This window comes from Dactylosporangium siamense (assembly GCF_016862795.1).
In the GTDB taxonomy this organism is placed as follows: domain Bacteria; phylum Actinomycetota; class Actinomycetes; order Mycobacteriales; family Micromonosporaceae; genus Dactylosporangium; species Dactylosporangium siamense.
The window spans coordinates 20,617-45,483 of sequence record NZ_BONQ01000174.1 but is presented as its reverse complement, the minus strand read 5'-3'; the positions used below and the strand labels follow the sequence as shown (position 1 = coordinate 45,483).

Genomic DNA, 24,867 nt, shown 5'->3' with positions numbered 1-24,867 from the left:
TCGAGCCGGGCGGACCCGGCTGCCGAAGCGCCCGTTCCGCCTGCACAAGGTCCGCGGCGCGCGCCGCTAGACCCTCGAGCCAGGCCTTAAAACCCGACAGCCGCCATGCTCGCGTCCCACAGGTGCGCGGCCAGGCGGGCGTCCTCGGCCTGCGCGTTCGGCCGGATCAGCTTGCGCTTCTCGTAGTAGCCGCCCGACACCAGCTGCGGCCGGGGCGTGGCCGCCAACCAGACCAGCGTGTCCGCGCCCTGCTCCGGGGTCTTCGCGAACGGAGTCACCTTCGTCATCAGGTTCACCCCGATGCCGGCGCCGAAGCGGCTGCGCACGAAGCCGGGGTGGTAGCTCGCCGACATGATGTCGGGCCACCGGCGGGCCGCCTCCGCGGCGAAGAGGATGTTGGCCTGCTTCGCGGCGCCGTACCGCTTCCACATCCCCGACTTCCGCGAGCCGCGCAGGTCCGACGGGTCGACGGTCCCCATCGTGTGCGCGGCCGAGGCGGTGTTGATGATCCGGCCGCTGCGCAGCTGCTCCCGGAGCAGGTTGCTGAGCAGGAACCCGGCCAGGTGGTTGGACTGGATCGTCGGCTCGAACCCGTCCGCGGTCGGGGACTGGCCGGCCACCACACCACCGGCGTTGTTCGCGAGGACGTCGATGCGCTGGTACCGCTGCCGCAGATGATCCACGAGCACGTGCACGTCGTCGAGGCGGGCGAAATCGGCCCGGTACGCCGGGGGAGTGCGCCCGCCACCGGCCGCGCCGACCGACGCGACGGCCGCGTTCAGCCGGTCCGGGTCGCGGCCGACGAGCACCACGTGGGCGCCGCGCCGGGCCATGTCGACGGCGGCGGCCAGGCCGATCCCGGAACTGGCGCCGGTGACCACCACCGTACGTCCGGTGAGATCTTCCACAGGGGCATTCTGCGCGCTCACGCGACGAGGTTACCGTGGCGTAGGTCCACCTGAATGCCTCCTAAGGAGCACCCCGATGCGTCCTCGCCGGTCCTGCCTCGCCGTCCCCGGCTCGAGCGTGAAGATGCTCGACAAGGCTCAGGGGCTCCCCGCCGACCAGGTCTTCCTCGACCTGGAGGACGCCGTCGCGCCCCTCGCGAAGCCCGGCGCGCGGAAGAACATCGTGGCCGCGCTCAACGACGGCGACTGGGGCGGCAAGACCAGGGTGGTGCGGGTCAACGACCTGACGACCCCGTGGACGTACCGCGACGTCATCGAGGTCGTCGAGGGCGCCGGGGAGCACCTCGACTGCATCATGCTGCCGAAGGTCCAGTCGGCGGGTCAGGTCGAGTGGCTGGACCTGACGCTCACCCAGATCGAGAAGACGATGGGCCTGCCGGTCGGGAAGATCGGCATCGAGGCGCAGATCGAGAACGCGGCCGGCCTGGTCAACGTCGACGCCATCGCCAAAGCCTCGCCGCGGACCCAGACGATCATCTTCGGGCCCGCCGACTTCATGGCCTCGATCAACATGAAGTCGCTGGTCGTCGGGGGGCTCATCCCGGGATACCCGGGCGACCCGTACCACTACATCCTCATGCGCATCCTGATGGCCGCCAGGATGCACGACCTGCAGGCGATCGACGGGCCGTTCCTGCAGATCCGCGACGTCGACGCGTTCCGGGAGGTGGCCACCCGCAGCGCGGCGCTCGGTTTCGACGGCAAGTGGGTGCTGCACCCGGGGCAGATCGACGCCGCCAACGAGGTCTACTCACCCGCCCAGGAGGACTACGACCACGCGGAGCTCATCCTCGACGCGTATGAGCATTACACCTCCGAGGCCGGCGGCAAGCTCGGCGCCGTCATGCTCGGCGACGAGATGATCGACGAGGCGTCGCGCAAGATGGCCCTGGTCATCTCCGCGAAGGGCCGCGCCGCGGGCATGTCCCGCACGACATCGTTCACCCCGCCGGCCTGAGAAATCCGTGTCGCATTGCCCGGGAGCCGCTCGGGCAGGCAGGATTTGCCCTATGGCACCCGACCTACGATCCACCGGTCCCGCCGGAAAAGGCAACCGGCGTGACGCGAGCCGCCCGTCTTCGGCCCGCCGCACCCTGCGGGCCGTCCCGTCCACCGGGCCTGAGCTCGCCGAAGAGCCGGTCGCGGAGGACGAGGGCAGCACGGCGATCGACCGTCTCGACGGCCGCGTCGCGCTGGTCACCGGCGCCGGCAGCCCGGACGGCATCGGCTACGCCACCGCCCGCCGGCTGAAGGCGATGGGCGCCGCGGTCGCCATCGTCTCCACCACCCGGCGCATCCACGACCGGGCGACCGAGCTCGGCGTCACCGGCTTCGTCGCCGACCTCACCGTCGAGGCCGAGGTCGGCGCGCTCGCCGACGCGATCATCGACCAGGTCGGCACCGTCGACATCCTGGTCAACAACGCGGGCCTGGCGAGCAAGGCCAGCCCCGAGGTGCTGCGCCCGGTCGCGCAGCTCACCTACGAGGAGTGGCGCGCCGAGATCGACCGCAACCTCACCACCGCGTTCCTGGTCAGCCGCGCCTTCGTCGGCGGCATGGCCGAGCACGGCTGGGGCCGCATCGTCAACCTCGCCGCCACCGCCGGCCCCGTCAACGCCCTGCCCGCCGAGGCCGGCTACGCGGCCGCCAAGGCCGGCGTCGTCGGGCTCACCCGCGCCCTGGCGATGGAGCTCGTCGCCGACGGCATCACCGTCAACGCGGTCGCCCCCGGCATCATCCACACCGGCGCCTCCACCCTCGTGGAGCTCAAGCAGGGCTTCGGCACCCCCATGGGCCGCCCCGGCACACCGGAGGAGGTGGCCGCCACGATCGCGTTCCTGTGCTCGCCCGGCGCCTCGTACATCACCGGCCAGATGCTCGTCATCGACGGCGGTAACAGCGTGCGCGAGGCGCAGTACCGCTGACCGCAGCCGGTTGACCTTGGACACTTTGTCACCCCCAGGCCTGACAAAGTGTCCAAGGTCAACAAGGTCTCAGAAACCGAGCAGCACGATCGGCACGCCGCACAGCACCAGCAGCTCGACGTAGCCGATCACCAGCGCCGCCAGCGCGAGCCGGTGCCCGCGCTCACCCGTGCGCGCCGTCTGCGCCCACGCGATGTGACCCATCAGGATGCCGAACGGCGGCACCAGCACCGCGCAGACCAAGGCCGCCACGGCCAGCTTGTTGTAGGGCACCTGAGAACCATTTCACAGCGGTGTGTGGGCCGCTCACGTTGGTCCGGAGCAGGGCAAGCCGGGATACTGCCTGCATACCCGCCGGTAACTTCCGCTCCTTGTGACGCCGCTGACCAATGGAGGTCAACCCATGGCCCGCCTCGCCCAGACGCCCGGTCTGACCGATGTGCAGCAGTCGATCCTCGAGACCGTGCGGGAGTTCGTCGACAAGGAGATCATCCCGCACGCGCAGCACCTCGAGCACGGCGACGTGTACCCGGCCGACATCGTCGACGGCATGCGCGAGATGGGCCTGTTCGGGCTCACGATCCCCGAGGAGCACGGCGGTCTCGGCGAGTCGCTGCTGACCTACGCCCTGGTCGTGGAGCAGCTGTCGCGGGGCTGGATGTCGGTGTCCGGCATCGTCAACACGCACTTCATCGTCGCGTATCTCGTCGCCCAGCACGGGTCGGCGCAGCAGAAGGCGAGCCTCCTGCCGAGGATGGCCGCGGGTGAGGTCCGCGGCGCGTTCTCGATGTCGGAGCCCGGCTGCGGGTCCGACGTCGCGGCGATCCGCACCAAGGCCGTGCCCGACGGCGACGACTACGTCATCAACGGCCAGAAGATGTGGCTGACCAACGGTGCGTACTCCTCCGTCGTCGCGACGCTGGTCAAGACCGACCTCGGCGCCGACTCGGTGTACGGGAACATGACCACGTTCCTGCTGGAGAAGACGCCGGGCTTCGGGGAGAACGAGGCGCTGCCCGGGCTCACCATCCCGGGCAAGATCGAGAAGATGGGGTACAAGGGCGTCGAGACGACCGAGATGGTCCTCGACAACGTCCGGGTGCCGGACAGCGCGGTCCTCGGCGGACCTTCCCAAAGAGGTCGCGGCTTCTACCAGATGATGGACGGCATCGAGGTCGGCCGGGTCAACGTCGCGGCGCGGGCGTGCGGCATCTCGATCCGCGCGTTCGAGCTGGCGATCGCGTACGCCCAGCAGCGCCAGACATTCGGCGCGCAGCTGGTCAAGCACCAGGCGATCGCGTTCAAGCTGGCCGAGATGGCCACGAAGATCGAGGCCGCGCACGCGCTGATGGTCAACGCCGCCCGGCTCAAGGACGCGGGCCAGCGCAACGACGTCGAGGCCGGCATGGCGAAGCTCCTGGCCAGCGAGTACTGCGCCGAGGTGGTCCAGGAGTCCTTCCGCATCCACGGCGGCTACGGCTACTCCAAGGAGTACGAGATCGAACGCCTCATGCGCGAGGCGCCGTTCCTGCTCATCGGCGAGGGCACCAGCGAGATCCAGAAGACGATCATCAGCCGGGGCCTGCTCAAGGAATACGGGGCCCGCTGATCGCGTGCACCGCCCGCACCACCGCGATGCAGGTGTCCTCGACGTAGTCGACGCCGGCGGCCTCGGCCAGGGCCCGCCCCTCGGGCGAGACGATGTCCTGCTGCAGCCACACCGCCGGCGCGCCGATCGCGATCGCGTCCTTGACCACCTGTGTCGCGTCCCGGGACGGGCGGAACACGTTGACGAAGTCGACCGGCTCCGGGATGTCGGCGAGGCTGCGGTACGCCTTCACGCCGAAGATCTCGTCGGCGTACGGGTTGACCGGGATGATCCGCCAGCCGCGCCGCTGGATCGCCAGGGGCACCGAGTGGGCGGTCTTCCGCGCGTCCCTCGACGCCCCGACGACGGCGATGGTGGTGGCTTCCCGCAGAATCTGCTCAGCGCTGCGCATGCCTCGACGGTAGCGCGCGCGACCACCCGGCCCGCCGCGGCGACCGGCGGTGTGGTTACTGGGCCGGGATCGGTGTGGGGCCGCCCGTCAGGCCCGCGGCCAGCCGGGCGCCGAGCAGCCGGGCGTGCACCCGGACCGCCTCGCTCCGTTCCCCGATCGACGGGCGGCGATCGGGGTGCGCCACGTAGTAGCCGATCAGGTCCAGCAGGAACAGCAGGTTGCCGTCGATGTCCTCCGGGCGCACCGTCTCCGGTCGGGAGCGCCCGGTGACCAGCAGGTCCACGCGGGGGTGCGAGCGGTCGCCGTTGAGCTCGACGCCTTCGATGGCATCCCAGGTGTGCGCCCGTGCCCCGACCCGCACGCCGCCGCTGCTGAGCTGGACGGTCGGGGTGCCGCGGACCAGTCGCGTCAGGGCGCGGGCGCCGCTGGTGAACATGGCGGCCGAGGCGGCCAGCGCGACGGCCGCGAGGAACGGGCCGCCGTCGGCCAGCAGCGCCACGAAGAGGAGCACCGCGCCGAACGAGAGGACCCGCCCGACCCGGGCGCAGCCCTCCCGGAACGGCCGGTGGAACTCCCAGGTGGGACGCGCCGGCGCCTCGTCGCGGCGGCGCAGCTCGTTGACCGCGAAGTTGGCACCGTGCGCGACGATGTTGGCCAGCACGAACGGGAGCAGCACCGAACTGCCCGACGGCCCGCCGAACGCCAGGATCAGCCCACCGGCCAGCAGCGTCACGGCGGGCAGGACGGCGACCCACAGCCAGTTGAGCGGGTTGCGGCGCGGCGCGGTCATAGACATACGTTACGGATTCCGGTCCGCCGGCTGCGTCACCCGTTCGGGTCCGAGACGGCGCCGGACGCCGCCGGTGAACACCGCCACGGCGGCGGCGACGTAGACGAGGTTGAAGACGATCTGCCCGCTGACCGCGATCCTGGCGGCCTGCCCGATCGCGTGGACATCACCGAAGCCGACGGTCGCCAGGGTCGACAGCGTGAAGTACAGCGCGTCGGTCCTGGTGTCCAGTCCGGCGAACTGGCCTTCGTGTTGCGCCAGGAGGGCGTACACCAGCGAAAACGTGAACACGGTGACGATGACCAGATTGAGCAGCGTCTCGAGGCGCACCCCGGTGCCACCGCCGCCGCGGACGTCGCGGACCAGCTGGCGGCGGAAGGCCGTGACCAGCACGGCGAACGCGACCACGGCGGCGCCGGCCTGGACCCAGTCGCTGGTCGCGCGCAGCAGGCGCAGCGGGATCAGGTAGTAGACGCAGCCGCCGGCCACGAGGGTGACCGCCGCCCGCCGGGCCGGTGTCCGCACAGGTCCACGGTGCCCCGCCCGGCGGCGACGGTCAGGTGATCTGCCGGGTGAGCGCGCCCCGGAGCCGTTCCAGCTCCTCCGGGGTGCCGATGGCGGCCCGGCGCTCCGGCTGCCGGGCGTACAGGTCGACGACCCGGGTCAGGAAGTACAACGAGACCTCGAGCGGCACGTCCTCGCCGGGCCGGAACTCCCGGACCCGCCGTCCCCGCACCAGGCCCGGACTGCCGACGGTCCACGTGCCGGGCTCCGAGTTGAGGTCGAGGGCGTCCCACGGCACGAACGAGCGCCCGCCGTCGATCGCGACCCCCTCAGCGGTGAGGACGAGCGGGCCGCTGCGCAGCATCCTGACCGACAGGATCAGCAGGAACAGCGAGGTGAGGACGATGATCCCGTAGGACATGACCCGAAGGACCGACAGGTGTCCGACGCGGAACCCGTTGAACGCCATCAGCATCAGCGCGGCGCCGAGCACCCCGTAGAGCACACACTGCCGGCGGAAGCTGGGCTGGATCCGAAACGCCGGTTGCTCCCGCCACACCACGACCGCGAACGTCGACGGCCCCCGCGTCGTCTGCGCCAGCAGGATCAACCCGAACGCGATGCCGATCGTGGCGATGATCAGCAGCACGAGCAGCACCGGCACGTAGGCGCTCGGGTCGTCTCTGGTCACGACCGGCACCAGCACACCGACCACCACGGTCGGTGCGAGGAGCACCAGGAAGTCACCGGCACGAGCACGCATACGACCGAGCTTATGCACGCAAGCTGACGATTTCCTGACCGTCGATCACAGCAGTGACAGCTGCTCGACGGTTTCCGCGGGCACCGCCGGTGCCGCCGGGGGTGTCGATGCCCGTCCCGGGGCCGCGGTGGCGGCCGGCGGCACCGGGACGGACGGCTCGGGCGCGGGTCCGGCCGATGGCTGGCGGGTGGTGCCGGTGCCGCCGGTGGGCAGGCCGTGGCGGCGGCAGGCGAGCCTGACCCGCGCGGCGACCTCCCGCTGGTAGGCCTGGCCGGTGTACGCGCCGTCGCCATACAGCTGCCGGTAGCGCGGCACGAGGTGCGGGTGCTCACGGGTCAGCCAGGCCTGATACCACTCCCGCGCGCCGGGGCGCAGGTGCAGCGGGAGCGGCACGACACTGGCGGCGCCCGCCGCGGCGAGGGCGGCGACGGTCGCGTCGATCGACTCCGGGGTGTCGGTGAGCCCGGGCAGGATCGGGGCCATGAGGACGCCGACCCCGAAGCCCGCGTCGGCGAAGCGCCGCACCACGTCCAGCCGCCGGCGGGGGCTGGGCGTGCCCGGCTCCACCGAACGCCACAGCGGCTCGTCGAGGAAGCCGACCGACATCGAGACGCTGACGCTGGTCACGGCCGCGGCCTGGGACAGCAGGTCGAGGTCGCGGGCGATGAGGGTGCCCTTGGTGAGGATCGAGAACGGGTTGGCGTGGTCGCGCAGCGCGGCGATGATGCCGGGCATGAGCCGGTAGCGCCCCTCGGCCCGCTGGTAGCAGTCGACGTTGGTGCCCATCGCCAGGTGCCTGCCCGGCCAGGACGGCGCGGCGAGCTCCCGGCGCAGCACGTCGGCGGCGTTGACCTTGACCACGATCTGCGAGTCGAAGTCGTGGCCCGCGTCGAGGTCCAGGTAGGTGTGGCTGCCGCGGGCGAAGCAGTTGTGGCTGACCACCCCGCCGGCGATGAAGTCGCCGGTGCCGGTGGTGATGTCGAACATCGGCACGTCGACGCCCAGCGGCTCGATCGCGGTCACCCGCAGCCCGTCGTCGCCGCGGACGAGCTCACCCGCGGCGGTGCCGGTCGGGGTGACCGGGGCGAACATCAGCCCGAACCGCACCCGCTCGCGGACCCCGCCGAGGACCCTGGTCACGGTGCCGTCGGTCACCGTGGCGAACCCGAGGACGGACAGGCACTCGACCAGCCAGTCGACGACGACCTTGTCGACCACGTCGAAGCCGGGCAGGCCGCCGTGCTCGCGGGGGCCGAGCTGGCCGGCGGCGTCGAACAGGCCGGCGACGAACCCCTGCCGCCAGTCGCGGGCGGGCACGTCGGGCCAGTCGAGGACGGCGCTCGCGGCACGGACGCTGGCGCCCGCGAACTCCCGGTCGTCGGCGGCCATCGCGTGCAGGCCGCCGCACGCCGTCGCATAGGTCCTGGCCCGGTCCAGCGCGGCGGGGGCGACGGGACTGACGTGGCCGTCGCCGTGCACGAACCCGCAGAGATAGCCCCGCCGGTAGCCCGGTGACTCCACGGGCCGCTCGGGCAGGGCGCCGAAGCCGGCGAGCCGGTTGGCGGTGGTCAGGTGGGGCCGGCGGGCCCGGCCGTGCCGGGCGCCGGTGACGTGCTTCCAGCCGCGGTCGGACAGGAACCGGTGGTCGCCGGACGCGACCAGCGTCGTGCCGTCGTGGAGGGTGACACGGTGCGCCGGTTTGACGGTCGACCAGTGCGCGAGCACCGTCGTCGGGACATACCGGCGCAGCCGGCCGTCACGCACGGTGCCGATGATCGCGTCGCCGACCCGCAGGTCGGCCAGGGCACGGGTGGTGCCGTCGGCCATGAGGATCGCGGTGTCGCCGGCGAGGCAGTAGACGCACGCGTGCGAACAGCCCCGATACGGGTTGATCGTCCATTCGAACGGCACACGTGACCGTCCCGGCACCCGATTGACCAGGGACTTTGCCTGCACCTCGTAAAACGTGACACCCCGGAACTCCGGGGTGTCGAAGGTGCGGGCGACGGCCCCGGGCAGTGCGAGCGGCAGGGCTCGCACTGTCCCGGCGTCACCGGTGTCGGGACCGCCAGTCGCCTTCAGGTTGTCCCATCGCACACCTGCATTCGAACACGTGTACGAACGAACCGCAAGCTACGCCTCGACCCTTTCCTCCACCGCATCCTGACGCTCCGTGACCTCGGCCGGCTCAGCGTCCGCGGTCTCGGCCTTGGCGGTCTCGGCCTTGGCGGTCTCGGTCTTGGCGGTCTCCGCCTTCGGGCTGTCCGTCTTCGGGCTCTCGGCCTTCTCCGCGGCGGCGGGGGCGTCCTGCTCCGGAGCCTCGGCGGCGGGTGCCGCCTCGCCCGAGCTCTTCTTGATGTCGGCGATCTGCGCCCGCACGTCGTCCATGTCGAGGTCGCGGACCTGCTTGATCAGCGATTCGAGCTGCTGCTCCCGCATCATGCCCGGCTGGGAGAAGACCGCGATCCCGTCCCGCACGATCATCAGCGTGGGGATGGACCGGATCTGGTACGCCATCGCGAGCTCCTGCTGCGCTTCGGTGTCCACCTTGCCGAAGGTCAGGTCCGGGTTGTTCTCGGAGACCTTCTCGTACGTCGGGGCGAAGGCCCGACACGGCCCGCACCACTCTGCCCAGAAGTCGACGAGGGTGATGCCCTCGCCACCGACCTTCTCGTCGAAGTTCTCGGCGGTCAGTTCTACGGTTGCCATGTCTGTCCGATCCTTTCGGGCGGTCGGGTACGCACCGTTGTAACCACGTACCCCTTACCGGCATTCCCAACCGGTGTCCGGGCTCACCACGGCGGTGGCGCGCGGATGATCCATGATGGAGTCATGCATAGGCCGACGTTCGTCTTCGACGGTGACTGCGCCTTCTGTTCATCATGCGCCCGGTTCATCGAAAACCGCATCAGGCCCGCTGTGCAGGTCGTGGCGTGGCAGTTCGCCGACCTGGACGCGCTCGGCGTCACCGAGGAGCAGGCGGGCGCCGCGGTGCAGTACGTGACCGCCGGGCGCGCCCCGACCGCCGGTCCGGTCGCGATCGCCGACCTGTTGAAGACCGCGCCCGGCCTGGCCGGGCGGCTGCTGTGGCGGCCCGCCGGCGCGATCCTCGGGCTGCGGCCCGTCTCGGCCCTCGCCTGGCCGGTGTACCGGTGGGTCGCCCGCAACCGGCACCGGATGCCCGGCGGGACCGCCGCCTGTGCGCTGCCGCCGAACCACCCCGCCCGCGCCGGCCACTGAGCGCGAGACCGACAAGATCAGCTTCGGCGGGGGCAAACCAGCAGATTTGCGGCTGGGTCGGACTTTTCGGCATACGCTCGCGGTGGGAGGTACGCCATGTCGAGCCAGCCCACACCGAGCCAACCCAGCGCCGGGGTCGACCTGCCGCTGCACCGGCACGAGTGGGACCGGCTCGTCCGGCTTCCTCGCCTCGTCCTCGTCGTCGCCAGCGCCGGGGACGACAACGTCGACGCCGTCGCCGGGGTCGAGGCCATCGCGGCCGGTCAGCGCTCCAGGGCGCTGCTCGTCCGGGGCGTCGTCGCGGCGATCTTCGCCGAGCAGGGCACCGACGCGGCGCCACTGGACCGCGCGGGGGTCCTCGCGGAGTGCGGTGCGGCGGTGCGGATGCTGGCCGGACGGCTGGGCGCGGACGTCGCGCTCGCCTACGGCGAGTGGTTGATGGACGTCGCGGCCAGCGTCGGCCGGACCGCGTGGCGGCCCGGTGTGATCCGGCTCGGCGGGGTCGAGGTCCTGCTCGCCGAGCGGGAGTTCGTCAACGAGATCGGTAGGGAATTGGCGCGGGCCCTGGACCGCCAGTAGCGGGCCGCGCCGGTGGTCGCCGGTCGGGTGGGCTGGGCAACCCTTCTCATCCGGCTGGCCTCCAGCACGTCTCAGGCCTGGACCATGCAACCCCAGCCGTCGTACACCCCGTCATGACGCTCCACGACGCCCCTGACCTCCCACGTCACCTCGTGCAGCGCCGGGGGCTCGACCGCGTCCCGCCGGATCGCCTGCAGGACGAAGTCGGCCTCGTCGCCGCGCTCGACGGTGACCGCGAAGCCGAGGTTGCGCAGGTCCTCGGCGGCCGCCTCGGCGTGGTCGGTGGCGGGGAAGTACGCGAGGAACTCCACCGGCCGCGGCTGGCTGAGCCGGTCGCCGTGCCCCTCGAGCTCCTGCACGACCTGGTTGTCGTCCATGATGTTGCGCTGCCAGGCGTCCGGGGTGAGCTCGTCCCGGACGCGGGTCCAACCCGGGTCCGAGCTGAGCGTGGCGACAGGGGCCAGCGTGGGGAAGTCGGGCAGCGCCGGTGCGGTCGCGCCGTCGGGCAGGTAGCCGGTGATGCGGCCGGTGCCGGCCGTGACGACCCGGCCGACCATCGCGCCGCGGAGGCCGCGCAGCGCCTGCCGCACGGCCTCGTCGAGGGCGTGGATGGTCCCCAGCTCGTCGTCGGCGGGCATGCCGCTGGTGCCGTCACCCGCGTAGGTGAAGTCGACGTCGAGACGCTGCGGCAGCCGCGCCACGGGGGCGGCCTCGACCGCGCCGAGGTCGATGTTGTACATCGCCAGCCCGTCGCCGATCTCGCCGGGATACACGGCCCAGCGCTCGACCCATGCCGGCTCCCGCCCCAGCAGCCTGCGCAGCAAACCCACGGCCGTCCTCCTCAAGCGCGTTTATCCGCGGGGCACCGGAAAGCTCGGCATCTCCGGGCCGGCGTGTGACTTCTTCGGCACCATGACCTTGCGCTTGAACACGCAGATCAGGGTGCCGTCCTGCTTGTAACCCTTGGTCTGGACGGTGACCACGCCGCGGTCGTCCTTGGACTCCGACTCGCGCTTGTCCAGCACCGTGGTCTCGCCGTAGATGGTGTCACCGTGAAAGGTCGGCGCGGTGTGCCGCAGCGACTCGACCTCGAGATTGGCGATCGCCTTGCCGGAAACGTCGGGCACCGACATGCCGAGCAGGATCGAATAGACGTAGTTGCCGACGACCACGTTGCGCTGGAATTGCGTCGACGTCTCGGCGTAGTGGACGTCGAGGTGCAGCGGATGATGGTTCATCGTCAGCAGGCAGAACAGGTGGTCGTCGGACTCGGTGACCGTCTTGCCCGGCCAGTGCCGGTAGACGGCGCCGACCTCGAACTCCTCGAAATACCGGCCGAACTGCATCTCGCACTCCCTCGTCGTTGTGGGGTCTGCAAGCATGCCGGGTGCGGCCGTGAAATTCAGCCGAGTGTGACAAAGACGCAGTGAGCGGCGGGGCCCTCCCTGGCACCCGCCGCCCACGCTCTGTGACGAGTATCTTGGCGTCGAAAGCAACGCTCCGTATAGAGACGCAGATCACAGTTATGGAAATGAGACGAAAATTGAGCGTAGCCACTACGGAGTGTGTCGACGGTCTCACTACAGAGCGTAGTTACGGATCCGTGAACAGGCGGCGGACGGTAAAGTCCGGCGGCGATGGAACGGTTGAGCTCGCGGGGGCGCGGGACACGGGTGGCGGCCACGTTGGTGGTCGTCGTGCTGACGTTCGCCGGCACGGTGGTCGGCAACGACTTCTGGTTCCCGTTCGCCCCGTTCCAGATGTTCGCGATCGCCGACAACCCCAATCAGCCGATCATGGTGCTGCGCACCGACGGGGTCGACACCACCGGCCGGCGGATCGTGCTCGACGAGCGCAACGCGGGGGTCCGCCGGGCCGAGATCGAGGCGCAGATCGACCGGTTCAAGGCCGACCCGAGCCTGCTGCGCTCGATCCAGGACGCCTACGCCGCCCGCAACCCGGGCAAACCGCCACTGGTGGAGGTCGACATCGTCGAGGTCCAGCACCACCTGCGCCACGCGCAGCCGACCGGCGAGATCACCGAGGTCGTGCTGGCGAGGTGGAAGCCGTGACCCTGCTGCGCCGATGGCTGTTCGAGCCGGTGCCCAAGGGCCGCGTCGCGGCCTTCCGCACCCTGGTCTACGTGTTCGTCGCGCTCGACGTCGTGTTCTTCAGCGCGTGGATCAAGAGCCACGGCGACCTGCCCGGCAACCTGTACCAGCCGCTGGTCGTCGGCGAGATCCTGCCGCTGCCCACGCCGACCCCGCTGCTCGTCGGGACGATCTACTGGGCGTTGATCCCGCTGTCCCTCGCCGCCGCGACCGGCCGGGCGCACCGGCTCCTCGGCTGGAGCGTGTTCGTCCTGTACCTCGAGTGGATGATCATCGCGATGAGCTACGGCAAGATCGACCATGACCGGTTCGGGTTGCTGGTCGCGCTCGCCGTCCTGCCGACCGCGGGCCGGGCCCGGCACGGCGACAAGGAGGCCACCGAGGCCGGTGGCTGGGCGCTGCGGCTCACCCAGGTCGGCGTCGTCTGCACGTACTTCCTGTCCTCGATCGCCAAACTGCGCTTCGGCGGGCTCGCCTGGCTCACCGGCGCCACCCTGACCAGGGCGTTCATCCGCCGTGGCACGCAGCTGGCCCAGTGGTTGCTGGGCATCCCCGGCTTCACCACGGTCAGCCAGGTCGGCATCGTGAGCTTCGAGCTGCTCAGCCCGCTGGTGTTCGTCCTGAAGCCGAAGCTGCGCTACGCGATGGTCGCCGGCTTCTACGCCTTCCACATCGTGACCTTCTGCCTGATCACGATCTCGTTCATCCCGCACCAGGTGGCGATGGCCAGCTTCCTGCCGCTGGAGAAGGTCACGCCCGTCACCTGGGCGCGCCGGCTCCTCAGGCGGGGTGCCCCGGCTCCCGACGGGGCGTCAGCTGCCGAAAAGGCTGGCGAAGAAGTCGCCGAAGCCGCCGGCGATGTCCATCAGCGCACCGCCGATGGACTTGACCACCTCGGCCGCTGACTGCGGCCGATACGCGACGAAGAAGATGAGGAAGGCAATGCCTCCCCAGGTGAGGACCTTCTTGACCATTTTCGCCAATCCCCTCTGGGTCTGCGATTGCAAGGAACGTAGCGTATCGGGTGAGCGCCACAGGGTGAATGAGTGCCGGCCCGGGGATTCACGGTAGATGCACAACGAGGATGAAGTTGGCGTGGGGCCATGGATCGGTGACTGGCCTGCGGAGACCCACTACGACCCCGAGCTGCTGGCGGCCGGCGACCGGCGCAATGTCGTGGACCGCTACCGCTACTGGCGCCTCGACGCGATCGTCGCCGACCTGGACACCCGCCGGCACGGCTTCCACGTCGCCATCGAGAACTGGCAGCACGACCTCAACATCGGCACCGTGGTCCGCAACGCCAACGCGTTCCTCGCCGCCGAGGTCCACATCGTCGGGCGCCGGCGCTGGAACCGGCGCGGCGCGATGGTCACTGACCGCTATCAACACGTCCGGCACCATGCGACGGTCGAGGAGTTCCTCGACTGGACCGCGGCGCACGACCTGCCGGTGATCGGCATCGACAACCTGCCCGGCGCGCTGCCCCTCGAACGGGCCGAACTGCCGCGCCGGTGCGTGCTGCTGTTCGGCCAGGAAGGCCCTGGCCTGTCGGAACCTGCCCGCAAGGCATGTGCCGCGGTGTACTCCATCGCCCAGTACGGCTCGACCCGGTCGATCAACGCCGGCGTCGCCAGCGGGATCGCGATGCACGCCTGGATCCGGGCGTACGGCGACAACAGCCCATAGGACCCATTACCGTGGGTACATGGGCGTCGCAGTCAGCTGTCCCCGTTGTGGCGGCCCGGTGCGGCCACCGGACCTCATGCACTCCGAATGGAGGTGCGATGAGGACGGCGGGGTGCTGCCGCTGCACGTCGCGCAGCACATCGGGCCGGAGATCGTCGAGTCGGCGAAGGCGAGGCTGATCGCCGCGGCGCACCGCGCCGGCGATCGGCGGCCGATGCCGATGTGGTGCCCGTGGCCGCTGCCGACGGGCTGGACGGTGACCGGCGTCGGCTGGGTCGGCGACGAGCGCTCCGGCGTGCGCGCCACCGCGGTCGCGTGCAGCGGTCCCGGTCCGGTCGAGCACGGCCCGGCCGACTGCGTGATCATCGCGGAGGAGCCCGGGGTCGGCCTCGGCACCCGGTTCGCCGGCATCCCCGGCACCGACCCGGGCCCGTTCTTCGACGGCGACATCGCCACGACGACCGCGCACGCCAAGGTCCGCGCCGCCGGCTGGCCCACGCCGCTGTGGATGGCCAAGTCGCCGGAGGACCGCTGCGCGTACGTCGGCGAGGCCATGGGCGTGTGGCTCTACGTCGTGACGTGGCCGGCCGCCGCGGGCTACCTCCTGGAGGAGGAGCTCGACCTGCACGACCTCGCCGACGATGTGCCAACCCACCTCGTTTACGGCGCGCCGTCGCCGTATCTTCACGGCAAGGCGTAGAAGGACACGACTAGGATCAACCCTCGGGTCGATGGGGTCGCTGTCGGCGCGGCGCACATTCACCGTGTGCCGTGCAACTGATACGCTGAGTTCGCCGCAGTGCTGTGCACGACGCTGCGGGGAGGGGATTGACGGCAATGGTCAAAAAGGTCCTCACCTGGGGAAGCATCGCTTTCCTCATTTTCTTTGTGGCATATCGGCCGCAGTCCGCGGCTGAGGTCTTCAAGTCCATCGGCGGCGGAATCATGGACATTGCCACCGGTTTCGGGGACTTCTTCTCCAGTCTGGTTGCCTGACTGCGATGTCTACCGGGCCTGAGCCTTCCGCCGAAGAACCGGGCGCCCGCCGCTGGGAAGATCGTGACACCGAGCCGATCCCGCGGGCCCGTCCCACCGACCCCGACCCCGACGACTACGCGGACCCCGACCCCTACACCGACGGTGCGCAGTCGGCCAGGCTCGGTGGCTACGGCCGCGACGAGTACTACGCCGACGAGGGGCCGCCGACCTTCACCGAGGACGAGTTCTCCGGCCTGCGCGCCGGCGACCCAGGCCCGTCGGTGCCGCCCGGCAGCCGCATGGCGCCCCTCGACGAGGAGGCCAGCCGGCACGCGGCCCGCTATCTCTTCCCGACCGAGAAGTTCCGCGGCGAGTGGAAGCGGCACTGGATCCAGCTCGCCAAGGAGGGCGGGATCGCGGTGGCCGCCACGATCGCGATGGGTTACATCGCGGGCTGGCTGACCAAGCACAACCAGACGCAGCTGCGCACCGCGGTGCTGATCATCTGGGCCGTCGTGATCCTGTACTGCGCCTGGCGGGTCGCTGACTGGTGGTATGACCGCTTCATCCTCACCAACAAACGGGTGATGGTGGTCTCCGGGATCTTCACCCGCAACGTCGCCATGATGCCGCTGCTGCGGGTCACCGACATGAAATACGTGCAGTCGCTGACCGGCCGCATGTTCGGCTACGGGCATTTCGAGCTGGAATCGGCCGGCCAGGACCAGGCGTTGCGCAACATCCGCAACCTGCCGAATCCCAACGAGCTCTATCTGCGCATCGTCGAGGAGATGTACGAACCGGAGGCCGTGGAAGCCCGCCTGGGCCGCGCCGCCGGCGTCGAAGACGACGGGACATAGCTTTTCGTGCGTCGCAGCGCGGCGCATGGGGGGTGTGGGGTGGGAACCCCCCACGGAACCGCGGCCGTGAGGCCGGGGAGCTGGTAACTGCGTCGAAGACGACGGGACATAGCCGCGGCCGTCAGGCTGCGGGGCTGGTAACTGCGTCGAAGACGACGGAACTTGGAAAATTTCCGTCCGGGGTGCAACCGTGCCGCCCCTCTGCCGCGTCTTGCCTGGTGGGCGGAGCGGGGGAGGGAGCGGCGGTGCCGGATGAGGCGGGGTTCCGTGAGGAAGACTTCCGTGATTTCGTCGAGACCAGGTCCAGTGCGCTGCTGCGCACCGCGTACCTGCTCGCCGGGGACTGGGCGACCGCCGAGGACCTGCTGCAGATCGCGTTGACGAAAACCTACCTCGCGTGGAAGCGGCTGGGCCACATCGAGGCGGTCGAGCCCTATGCCCGCCGGGTGCTGGTCAACACCTCCACCAGCTGGTGGCGCCGCCGGTGGCACGGCGAACGCCCCACGGAGGTGCTGCCGGAGTCGGCGGCCGCCGACCGGGTCGAGGAGAGCCTCGAACGCGACGCTCTGTGGCGCCACGTCCGGGAGCTGCCGAACCGGCAGCGGGCCGTGCTGGTCCTGCGGTTCTACGAGGACCAGTCGGAGGCGGAGACGGCGCGCCTGCTCGGCGTGTCCGTCGGCACGGTGAAGAGCCAGGCGTCGCGGGCGCTCGCGACGCTGCGGTCGCGGCTCAGCGCAGAGGGCATCGAGCCGGCGGCCCGGCCGGCGAGGCCGCCGACCGTCCGGTTGCGGCCCGCCACGCCGGCGAAGACCCCGGCGCAGGCGAAGCCCGCACAGGCAGTGGAAGTGGAACCGGATGAGCAGCCCGCGCGCGACGACGAGCGCGGCCTGCCCGAACGGGAGGCCGTCCTGGTGGAGACCTCCGGGTCGGTGGAAGTGGGACTGGTGACGTGACCATGATCGAAGATGCGCTCCGCGAGGCGTTCGCGGCCAAGGCGGGCACCAAGCCGCCGGGGTCGCTGGGCGACATCGCCGACGTCGCCATTCGCAACGCCGGACGGATCCGCCGCCGGCGGCGGGCCGGGGTGACCGGGTTCGCCGCGTTCATCGTCATGGCGGTCGCGGCCGTCGCCACGTTTCACGCTGTCTCCCCGGGTGGGCCGGCCGACACCGTCGCCCAGCCCGACCTCGGCACGCACACCGCCGAGCCCCAGGCGACGCCCAACACGCAGACCGTGCCCCCGGCCACCGGCAAGGAGGTCGGCGTGTTCGACGGGCAGCAGGGCCAGGAGTCGCAGACCGTGCGCCTGAAGCTGCCCGACAACGGCAACGTCGCCGCCGCGTACAAGGCGAAGGACGGCTACCTGGTCGTCAACACCGAGTCCGACGGCGACAAGCAACTGGTGCTGCAGGACGAGCACGACAACCAGAAGGTCCTGGTCGACAAGGCCTCGAACATCGCGGTGGCCAAGGACGGCAAGAAGGTCGCCTGGGCGCAGGAGGGCAGGATGACCGTCGCCGCCCGCACCACCACGCCCGGCGCCACCACCAACGTCACCAAGTCCGCCCCCGCCGAGCAGGGGCTCACCGAGCAGGAGAGCATCGACGTGCCGCAGACCGCGGTGCCGGTCACCTTCGTCGGCTCGGACCTGGTCATCGGCCGTGAGGAGGGCGCCGGCTTCGACGTCTGGTATTCGGGCCGCGCCTACAAGCAGTCGTGGGACGCGACGGTCGTGCGGATCTTCGGGACGCACCCCGACACGCACAGCGTCTACGCCGAGGTCAAGCCCGTCGACAGCGACGCGCCGATGTGTCTGGCCCTGCTCACCCTCGGTCAGCCGTTCAAGGTCACGCAGCGCCGGTGCGGGTTGCCGATGGCGGCGAAGGCCGGCGGTGGCCGGGTCTCCCCGGACGGCCAGTGGCTCGCCTATCCCGTCGAGGGTCTCAAGCAGGTGGCGGTGCTCGACCTGACGAAGATCTTCACCGACGCGGCGGCCAAGACCTGGACCAAGACGTGGACGCTGAAGGTCACCACGAAGACGGTGTGGATGAACGCGACGACGTTCGTGGTGGACAGCGGCGGCAAGTTCCGCGCGATCATCGCGACGGCGGCGGAGGGCAGCACGGCGGAGCCGCTCGTGGAAAGCGAGGACGTGGTGCTGATCGAACCGCTCTACTCTGGATGAGTGCGGATCGATCTTCACTGTCACTCGACGGCCAGTGACGGCACGTCGAGCCCGGCCGAGCTGGTCGCCGAGGCGGCCGCCGCCGGGCTCGACGTCATGGCGCTGACCGACCACGACACGACGTCCGGGTGGCCCGCCGCGATCGCCGCCCGGCCCCCGGGGCTCGCCCTCGTGCCGGGCGCCGAGCTGTCATGCCGCTGGCACGGCGGACCCTGGCCGATCTCGCTGCACCTGCTCGCGTACCTCTTCGACCCGACCGACGTGGCGCTCGCCGGCCAGCTGGCCCGCATCCGCGCGTCCCGGGAGACCCGCGCCGAGCGCATGGTCCACCTCATGCGGGCCGACGGGATCGACGTGACCTGGGCCGAGGTCCTCGAACACGCCGGCGGCGGCACCGTCGGCCGGCCGCACCTGGCGCAGGCGCTGATGCGTCGCGGGCTCGTCGACACGGTGTCGGAGGCGTTCCTGCCCGAGTGGCTCGGCCACCGGTACCGGGTCGGCAAGGAGGACCTCGACGTCTTCGTGGCGCTCCGGCTGGTCATCGAGGCCGGTGGCGTGCCGGTCTTCGCGCACCCGCGGGCCAGCGCCCGCGGCCCCGTCGTCCCCGACGAGGTGATCGAGGAGATGGCCTTCGAGGGGCTCTTCGGCGTCGAGGCCGACCACACCGACCACACCCCGGCGGAGCGGGCGCACGTGCGGGCCCTCGCGGACCGGCTCGGGCTGGTCGTCACCGGCTCCAGCGACTACCACGGCACCAACAAGACGGTCCGCCTCGGCGCGCGGACCACGGCACCCGCCGTGTTCGACCAGATCGTCGAGGCCGCGACCGGGTCCGACGTGATCGCGTGACGACGGAATACAGCGGTGCCGGCGATCCCAGGCGCAGCATCGAGCTGCTGTGGGGCACCGCGGCGCCGGCCCGGCGCGGACCGAAGGCCAAGTTCACGGTCGGCGACGTCACCGCGGTCGCGGTCGCCCTCGCCGACGCCGAGGGCCTGGGTGCGGTGTCCATGCGACGGGTGGCGGAGCAGCTCGGCGTGACGGCGATGTCGCTGTACACCTACGTCCCCAGCAAAGCGGAACTGCTCGACGTCATGGTCGACATCGTGAGCGCGGAGGCGATCCGCCCGGCCTTCACCGGCCACGGTTGGCGTGAGCGGCTGGCCGAGATCGCGGTGACCAACTGGGAGCTGCACCGGCGGCATCCCTGGTTGCTGCAGATCGCCACCAGCCGGCCGGTGCTGGGCCCGAACGTGATCGCGAAATACGACTTCGAGCTGCGCGCCTTCGAGTCCTGCGTGGTGTCCGATGTGGACGCCGACCTGCTGCTCAGCCTGGTGCTCAACTACGTCGCGGGGGCTGTGCGCGCGGTGATCCAGGCCGATCAGGCCGAGCAGAGCACGGGGATGAGCGAGGAGCAGTGGTGGGGCGCCTACGCGCCGCTGCTCGGTGAGGTCCTCGACCCGGCGCGGTTCCCGACGGCGGCGCGGGTGGGCCAGGCGGCCGGGGAGGAGTACGGCGCGGGCGATCCGGTGCGCGCCTACGAGTTCGGGCTTTCGCGGGTGCTCGACGGTATCGACGTACATCTGGGCCGCCTGCAACGTTGAAGGCGGCCCAGACGCGCTTTAGTGCAGGACAGTGCCGATCGTCTTGGTGAGCGTGCCGTTGGCGTCGTCACCGTCGAGGGACCAGACCATCGCGCCGCCGTAGCCGTTGAAGCGGAGGTACAGCGACTTCTGCGCGACCGTCAGCTGGTCGTCGTAGGTCCAGAAGGTGGTGCCGTTGAACAGCCACGCGTGACCGGAGAGCAGGTCACGGTGGACCTTGTAGCCCTGCTGCGGGAGCGTGGCGAGGACCTTGTAGTCCTCGTTGCCGGCGGCCCAGGTGCCCGGCGCGGGGCCGGTCGCGGTCTGGAACAGGCCGTTGTTGGCGGTGCTGGTGATGCCGGTCCAGCCCTGCCCGTAGTACGGGATGCCGAGGACCAGCGACTTCTTCGGGGCGCCGCGGTCGGTCCAGGCCTTCAGCGTGGTGGCGCCGCTGAAGTCCGGGGTGGTGGGCGCGCCGCGCGGGACGAACAGCGCGGACTGCTGGTTGGCCTGGGGCTCCCACGTGCCGTGGAAGTCGTAGCCCTGAACGGTGCCGAAGTCGAGGTACTTGAAGATCTTGTTGACCTCGAAACCGGCGTCGATCTTCGCCGGGTTCGCCGGCAGGAACGCGGTCAGGGTGGCCTTCTTGGGCAACTGCTTGCGGAACTCGGCGAGCAGGAGCGTGAAGTTCTGCTTGTCCTCGGGCCGGATCACGTTGCCCGGGTTGCCTTCGGAGCCTGGCCACTCCCAGTCGAGGTCGAAGCCGTCGAAGACCCCGGTCGAGTAGAACGTGTCGATGCAGGACTTGACGAGCGCCTTGCGGGACGCGTCGGTCAGCACCGCGTCGGAGAAGTTCGCCGACAGCGTCCAGCCGCCGAGCGAGATCAGCACCTTCAGCCCGGGGTGCTTGAGCTTGAGCTTGCGCAGCTGGTTGAAGTTGCCGTTGAGCGTCTGGCCCGGCGCGTCGGCGACCCCGTCGACGCTCTCCTCGGCGGAGACCGGGCGCTGGTAGTCGGCCCACGGGTCGGCCGAGACGCACTTGCCGGTCGCGTCCACGCTGCCGAACGCGTAGTTGATGTGGGTCAGGTTCTTGGCCTGCCCGCTCGTCTCGAGGTTCTTGACGTAGTACTGGCGGCCGTAGATGCCCCACTGGATGAAGTACCCGACGCGCTTGTACTGGTCCTGACTCGGCGCGGTGTGCGCCGACGCGGTGCCGGGCACGATCGCCAGCGACGCCAGCGTCAGCGACACCGCCAACCCGGCCAGGACGGAGCGTCTGCCCATGAACCCTCCATGACTGTAAGGAAAGTTTGCTGTTCATGGGGAACGTAGGGGTGCCGTTCGATGGCGTCAAGACCCTGGTTTCCGCTCGATGCGGGCGCACCACGACAATCCGGGTTGTGGATCTCAAGCTTTTCGGCGAAGTCTTCGTAACCCTGCTGGTCATCCTCGACCCGCCCGGCGCGGTGCCGATCTTCCTCGCCCTGACCGGATCGATGGCCGCGAAGCACCGCAACCGCGCCGCCCTGCAGGCCGTGGCCCTCGCGTTCGGCGTCATCGTGGCGTTCGCCCTCGTCGGCCGGCAGATCCTCGCCTACCTGCACATCGACCTGCCCGCCCTGCAGGGCGCCGGCGGCCTGCTGCTCCTGCTGGTCGCCCTGGAGCTGCTGACCGGCAAGACCGACGACCCCCGCCAGGAGGTCACCTCCAACGTCGCCCTGGTGCCGCTCGGCACCCCGCTGCTGGCCGGCCCCGGCGCGATCGTGGCCACGATGCTCTTCGTCCAGCGCACGTCGTCGTGGTCGGGCTACCTGGCGATCGCCGTCGGCATCGTCGCCGTGATGGCCATCGTCTACCTGGTCCTGCGCTTCTCCGGCATCCTGGTGCGCATCCTGCGCCCGAGCGGCATCGAGGTCGTTACCCGCATCGCCGGCCTCCTCGTCGCCGCGATCGCCGTGCAGCTGCTCGCCGACGCGATCGGCGCCTTCGTCACCGAGTACCTCCATTCACCCCATTGAGGTTTTGTCGTACCCCGGTGGCAGGATGCGGGGCGTGGACAACGAGCAGCTCGGCCTCTTCGCCCCGCCCAAGCGGCTGTTTACCTGCACGCCCAGCAAACTCGGCAGCTACGAGGACTGCCCCCGCCGTTACCGGTTCACCTATGTCGACCGCCCCGCCCCGCCGAAGGGCCCGCCGTGGGCGCACAACTCGCTCGGCGCGTCCGTCCACACGGCCCTGCGCAGCTGGTATGCGCTGGACCCCGCGCGGCGCGAGCGGAGCGCCCTGCCAGCCCTGCTGAAGGCCACCTGGGTCACCGAGGGCTATCGCGACGACGCCCAGGAGCGCGAGGTCTTCCGCCGGGCTCTCGGCTGGCTCGAGTCCTACGTGGACGGTCTCGACCCGCACGACGAGCCGGTCGGCGTCGAGCGCACCGTCGCCGCCCGCACCGACACGCTCGCCCTGTCCGGCCGCGTCGACCGCATCGACCAACGCGACGGCGAGCTGGTCATCGTCGACTACAAGACCGGCCGCTCCGGCCTCACCCCCGACGACGCCCGTGGCTCCCGCGCGCTCGCCCTGTATGCGATCGCGGCGTCCCGCGTGTTCCGCAAGCCGTGCCACCGGGTCGAGCTGCACCACCTGCCGACGGGCACCGTCGCCGCCCACGACCACACCGACGACTCCCTGGCCCGCCACCTGCGCCGGGCCGAGGCCACGGCCGCGGACATCACCGCCGCGGACGCCGCGCTCGCCGCCGGCACCCCGGCCGACGAGGCGTTCCCGGTCGCGCCCGGGCCGCAGTGCTCGTGGTGTGACTACCGGCGCTCGTGCCCGGCGGGCGTGGACGCGGCTCCCAAGGATCCGTGGACCGCTGTGGATCGTCCTCCCGCGGTCTGATGGTCCCGGGTTCGGTGCGGGTCCTGGTTGTCCGCCGGTTCGCTGGTTGCGCAGGCGCGGAGATCGACGCGCCGCCATTGCAGGCAAGGTGGGATGACTCCTGCGGTCCTGGAGGTGTACCTGGCGGTCCGCGGCCGCGGCGAGGATCGCGTCGACCTCCGCACCGCTTACGCCCCAGAGCCGCTGTGTGGCGAAGGTCGTCAGTCCGCGCACTCGACACGCTTCTGGCCGCATCTGAGCCTTTGTCCTTCTCCACCGGAATCAGGAGCACCATGACCGAGCCCGCGAGCAGACGGCTCCCCCGCTGCCGCTGTGGGCAGGCCCCTTATCCGTGCCTTAACGTGATCTTTGGTCGGCCTTCTCGTGGTTGACCCGGCGGTAGTGATGGACGTAGTTTTCATCCACATCGATAACCGATGAAAATTCCGACCGCCAACGGAATGCTTCGGGAGGCCGCCATGCTCAGAATCCACCCGCCGCCACGCCCCGTGCTGGCCGCCGCCGCGCTGGTCCTCGCGACCACGCTCGGCGCGGTCGCGGTCACCGCCGCGACCACCGGCCAGGCCGGCGCGGCCGCCAACAGCTGCGGCGCCGTGTTCGACGACTTCAACTACGCCTCGTCAGCCGACGGCAACTTCACCGGCCACGGCTGGGTCCCGCGCGGCAACGCCGGCGGGCCCGGCGTCCCCGGCGCCACCTGGTCACCGGCGCAGATCACCTTCCCCACCTCCGGCGGGCAGAAGGTCATGCAACTGACCGCGTCGACGGACGGCACCGGCGCCGGGACCAGACAGGCCGAGGTGTACTCCGCGCAGAAGCGCTACCTCGACGGCACCTACGCCAGCCGGGTCCGGTTCACCGACACCCCCACGTCCGGCAACGACGGCGACCACGTCAACCAGACGTTCTTCGCGATCAGCCCGCTCAACGGCGACCTCGACCCGACCTACAGCGAGCTGGACTTCTCCGAGTACCTACCCAACGGCGGCTGGGGTGAGACCGGCCCGATCAACTACCAGACCAGCTGGTACACGTACCGCAACGAACCATGGCTCGCCGACAACACCCACTCCGAGCAGCGCCGCAGCTACGACGGCTGGCACGACCTGGTCACCCAGGTGTCCGGCGGACACGTCAAGTACTACATCGACGGCGTCCTGGTCGGCGACCACTCCGGCAAGTTCTACCCCCGGCAGACGATGACCGTGAACTGGAACCTGTGGTTCATCGACACCGCCACCCACACCGGCGGCACGTCCACCTACGTCCAGCAGGTCGACTGGTTCCTGTTCGCCCGCAACCAGGTCCTGTCCCCGGCCGCGGCGACCGCGCAGGCCGCCGCCTACCGCTCCGCCGGCACCACGTTCACCGACACCTTCGACACCGCGCCCGCCTGCGGCAGCTCCGGGACCGGAGCGATCATCGGCAACGGCAGCAACCGCTGCATCGACATCCCGGCCGCGAACGCCGTCGACGGCAACCGCCTGCAGATCTGGGACTGCAACGGCACCAACGCCCAGCAGTGGACGTTCAACGCCGACGGCTCGGTCGGCGCGATGGGCAAGTGCATGGACGTCTCCGGCGGCGGCACCGCCGACGGCACGGTCGTGCAACTGTGGACCTGCAACGGCACCGGCGCCCAGAAGTTCACCCTGACCGCCGCCGGCGACCTGGTCAACCCGCGGTCCAACAAGTGCGTCGACGTGCAGAACGTCGCCACCGCCAACGGCTCGGAGCTGCACATCTGGACCTGCAACGGCGCCAGCAACCAGAAGTGGCACCGCTGAGGAC

The 24,867-nt window shown here is 70.5% G+C and carries 28 protein-coding genes and 1 pseudogene; 18 read left to right on the top strand and 11 right to left on the bottom strand.

Annotated features, from left to right (window positions below; translation table 11 throughout):
• Positions 1-86: 86 nt before the first annotated feature.
• On the bottom strand, positions 87-908 hold the full coding sequence (locus Dsi01nite_RS51725) for an SDR family NAD(P)-dependent oxidoreductase (protein WP_239137051.1): 822 nt from the start codon (positions 906-908) through the stop codon (positions 87-89).
• A gap of 76 nt (positions 909-984) precedes the next feature.
• Here Dsi01nite_RS51725 and Dsi01nite_RS51720 point away from each other — a divergent pair, with 76 nt between their 5' ends.
• A complete protein-coding gene (locus Dsi01nite_RS51720; protein WP_203853889.1) occupies positions 985-1,926 on the top strand; it encodes an HpcH/HpaI aldolase/citrate lyase family protein in 942 nt (313 codons plus the stop codon).
• A gap of 52 nt (positions 1,927-1,978) precedes the next feature.
• A complete protein-coding gene (locus Dsi01nite_RS51715) occupies positions 1,979-2,893 on the top strand; it encodes an SDR family NAD(P)-dependent oxidoreductase (RefSeq protein ID WP_203853888.1) in 915 nt (304 codons plus the stop codon).
• A 69-nt stretch (positions 2,894-2,962) separates the two neighbouring features.
• Here the strand turns inward: Dsi01nite_RS51715 and Dsi01nite_RS51710 are convergent, their stop codons facing one another.
• Complete coding sequence (locus Dsi01nite_RS51710) at positions 2,963-3,166, bottom strand: DUF4190 domain-containing protein (protein ID WP_203853887.1); 204 nt, start codon at positions 3,164-3,166, stop codon at positions 2,963-2,965.
• Between the two features lie 130 nt (positions 3,167-3,296).
• On the opposite strand from Dsi01nite_RS51710, the gene Dsi01nite_RS51705 reads away from it, so the two are divergent.
• Positions 3,297-4,502, top strand: coding sequence for an acyl-CoA dehydrogenase family protein (locus Dsi01nite_RS51705; protein ID WP_203853886.1), 1,206 nt, complete (start codon positions 3,297-3,299; stop codon positions 4,500-4,502).
• Here the strand turns inward: Dsi01nite_RS51705 and Dsi01nite_RS51700 are convergent.
• From Dsi01nite_RS51700 to trxA, 6 genes and pseudogenes are all read right to left on the bottom strand, one after another.
• Entirely contained in the window at positions 4,480-4,893 is a 414-nt protein-coding gene (locus Dsi01nite_RS51700) for a CoA-binding protein (protein WP_203853885.1), read from the bottom strand. The two genes, Dsi01nite_RS51705 and Dsi01nite_RS51700, sit on opposite strands and share 23 nt — an antisense overlap.
• Before the next feature lie 55 nt (positions 4,894-4,948).
• Complete coding sequence (locus tag Dsi01nite_RS51695) at positions 4,949-5,683, bottom strand: hypothetical protein (RefSeq protein ID WP_203853884.1); 735 nt, start codon at positions 5,681-5,683, stop codon at positions 4,949-4,951.
• 9 nt (positions 5,684-5,692) lie between these two features.
• On the bottom strand, positions 5,693-6,208 hold the full coding sequence (locus tag Dsi01nite_RS51690; RefSeq protein ID WP_203853883.1) for a potassium channel family protein: 516 nt from the start codon (positions 6,206-6,208) through the stop codon (positions 5,693-5,695).
• A gap of 31 nt (positions 6,209-6,239) precedes the next feature.
• Positions 6,240-6,950 (bottom strand): hypothetical protein, encoded by a 711-nt coding sequence (locus Dsi01nite_RS51685; protein ID WP_203853882.1) that lies wholly within the window; start codon positions 6,948-6,950, stop codon positions 6,240-6,242.
• Between the two features lie 45 nt (positions 6,951-6,995).
• Positions 6,996-9,047 (bottom strand): intein-containing Rv2578c family radical SAM protein, encoded by a 2,052-nt coding sequence (locus Dsi01nite_RS51680; RefSeq protein WP_203853881.1) that lies wholly within the window; start codon positions 9,045-9,047, stop codon positions 6,996-6,998.
• Between the two features lie 261 nt (positions 9,048-9,308).
• Positions 9,309-9,659 (bottom strand): annotated as a pseudogene (trxA, locus tag Dsi01nite_RS58025) (thioredoxin); the annotation flags it as partial.
• A 123-nt stretch (positions 9,660-9,782) separates the two neighbouring features.
• Between trxA and Dsi01nite_RS51670 the strand changes: the two are divergent.
• Complete coding sequence (locus Dsi01nite_RS51670; RefSeq protein ID WP_203853879.1) at positions 9,783-10,190, top strand: thiol-disulfide oxidoreductase DCC family protein; 408 nt, start codon at positions 9,783-9,785, stop codon at positions 10,188-10,190.
• A 96-nt stretch (positions 10,191-10,286) separates the two neighbouring features.
• On the top strand, positions 10,287-10,769 hold the full coding sequence (locus Dsi01nite_RS51665; protein WP_203853878.1) for a hypothetical protein: 483 nt from the start codon (positions 10,287-10,289) through the stop codon (positions 10,767-10,769).
• 71 nt (positions 10,770-10,840) lie between these two features.
• Here the strand turns inward: Dsi01nite_RS51665 and Dsi01nite_RS51660 are convergent, their stop codons facing one another.
• The gene (locus Dsi01nite_RS51660; RefSeq protein ID WP_203853877.1) at positions 10,841-11,599 is read right to left on the bottom strand and encodes a DUF695 domain-containing protein; all 759 of its coding nucleotides are present in this window, start codon (positions 11,597-11,599) and stop codon (positions 10,841-10,843) included.
• Positions 11,600-11,620: 21 nt separating this feature from the next.
• Complete coding sequence (locus Dsi01nite_RS51655) at positions 11,621-12,115, bottom strand: MaoC family dehydratase (protein WP_203853876.1); 495 nt, start codon at positions 12,113-12,115, stop codon at positions 11,621-11,623.
• A 291-nt stretch (positions 12,116-12,406) separates the two neighbouring features.
• Between Dsi01nite_RS51655 and Dsi01nite_RS58020 the strand changes: the two genes are divergently transcribed.
• The 10 genes from Dsi01nite_RS58020 (at position 12,407) to Dsi01nite_RS51610 (ending at position 20,199) form a co-directional block, all read left to right on the top strand.
• Positions 12,407-12,841 (top strand): hypothetical protein, encoded by a 435-nt coding sequence (locus tag Dsi01nite_RS58020; RefSeq protein ID WP_239137049.1) that lies wholly within the window; start codon positions 12,407-12,409, stop codon positions 12,839-12,841.
• A complete protein-coding gene (locus Dsi01nite_RS58015) occupies positions 12,838-13,785 on the top strand; it encodes an MFS transporter permease (RefSeq protein WP_308442154.1) in 948 nt (315 codons plus the stop codon). Before Dsi01nite_RS58020 ends, Dsi01nite_RS58015 begins: the two co-directional genes overlap by 4 nt.
• A 166-nt stretch (positions 13,786-13,951) precedes the next feature.
• Complete coding sequence (locus Dsi01nite_RS51645) at positions 13,952-14,569, top strand: TrmH family RNA methyltransferase (RefSeq protein WP_203853874.1); 618 nt, start codon at positions 13,952-13,954, stop codon at positions 14,567-14,569.
• A gap of 19 nt (positions 14,570-14,588) precedes the next feature.
• Positions 14,589-15,269 (top strand): DUF6758 family protein, encoded by a 681-nt coding sequence (locus Dsi01nite_RS51640; protein ID WP_308442153.1) that lies wholly within the window; start codon positions 14,589-14,591, stop codon positions 15,267-15,269.
• A 137-nt stretch (positions 15,270-15,406) separates the two neighbouring features.
• A complete protein-coding gene (locus Dsi01nite_RS51635; protein WP_203853873.1) occupies positions 15,407-15,565 on the top strand; it encodes a hypothetical protein in 159 nt (52 codons plus the stop codon).
• 5 nt (positions 15,566-15,570) lie between these two features.
• Positions 15,571-16,407: a PH domain-containing protein gene (locus Dsi01nite_RS51630; protein WP_203853872.1), complete on the top strand. Its 837-nt coding sequence runs from the start codon at positions 15,571-15,573 to the stop codon at positions 16,405-16,407.
• Positions 16,408-16,652: 245 nt separating this feature from the next.
• The gene (locus Dsi01nite_RS51625; protein WP_203853871.1) at positions 16,653-17,360 is read left to right on the top strand and encodes a SigE family RNA polymerase sigma factor; all 708 of its coding nucleotides are present in this window, start codon (positions 16,653-16,655) and stop codon (positions 17,358-17,360) included.
• A 2-nt stretch (positions 17,361-17,362) separates the two neighbouring features.
• Positions 17,363-18,592, top strand: coding sequence for a hypothetical protein (locus Dsi01nite_RS51620; protein WP_203853870.1), 1,230 nt, complete (start codon positions 17,363-17,365; stop codon positions 18,590-18,592).
• A complete protein-coding gene (locus tag Dsi01nite_RS51615) occupies positions 18,593-19,441 on the top strand; it encodes a PHP domain-containing protein (RefSeq protein WP_203853869.1) in 849 nt (282 codons plus the stop codon).
• A complete protein-coding gene (locus tag Dsi01nite_RS51610) occupies positions 19,438-20,199 on the top strand; it encodes a TetR/AcrR family transcriptional regulator (RefSeq protein WP_203853868.1) in 762 nt (253 codons plus the stop codon). The genes Dsi01nite_RS51615 and Dsi01nite_RS51610 overlap by 4 nt, the downstream gene beginning before the upstream one ends.
• An 18-nt stretch (positions 20,200-20,217) precedes the next feature.
• Here the strand turns inward: Dsi01nite_RS51610 and Dsi01nite_RS51605 are convergent, their stop codons facing one another.
• Complete coding sequence (locus tag Dsi01nite_RS51605; protein ID WP_203853867.1) at positions 20,218-21,462, bottom strand: glycoside hydrolase family 18 protein; 1,245 nt, start codon at positions 21,460-21,462, stop codon at positions 20,218-20,220.
• Between the two features lie 116 nt (positions 21,463-21,578).
• Between Dsi01nite_RS51605 and Dsi01nite_RS51600 the strand changes: the two genes are divergently transcribed.
• The 3 genes from Dsi01nite_RS51600 to Dsi01nite_RS51590 all read left to right on the top strand — a co-directional run bounded on the left by Dsi01nite_RS51600 (position 21,579) and on the right by Dsi01nite_RS51590 (position 24,863).
• Positions 21,579-22,196, top strand: a complete 618-nt coding sequence (locus Dsi01nite_RS51600) for a MarC family protein (RefSeq protein WP_203853866.1) — start codon at positions 21,579-21,581, stop codon at positions 22,194-22,196.
• 25 nt (positions 22,197-22,221) lie between these two features.
• Entirely contained in the window at positions 22,222-23,076 is an 855-nt protein-coding gene (locus Dsi01nite_RS51595; RefSeq protein ID WP_203853865.1) for a RecB family exonuclease, read from the top strand.
• Positions 23,077-23,534: 458 nt separating this feature from the next.
• A complete protein-coding gene (locus tag Dsi01nite_RS51590; RefSeq protein ID WP_239137045.1) occupies positions 23,535-24,863 on the top strand; it encodes a glycoside hydrolase family 16 protein in 1,329 nt (442 codons plus the stop codon).
• Positions 24,864-24,867 lie beyond the last annotated feature (4 nt).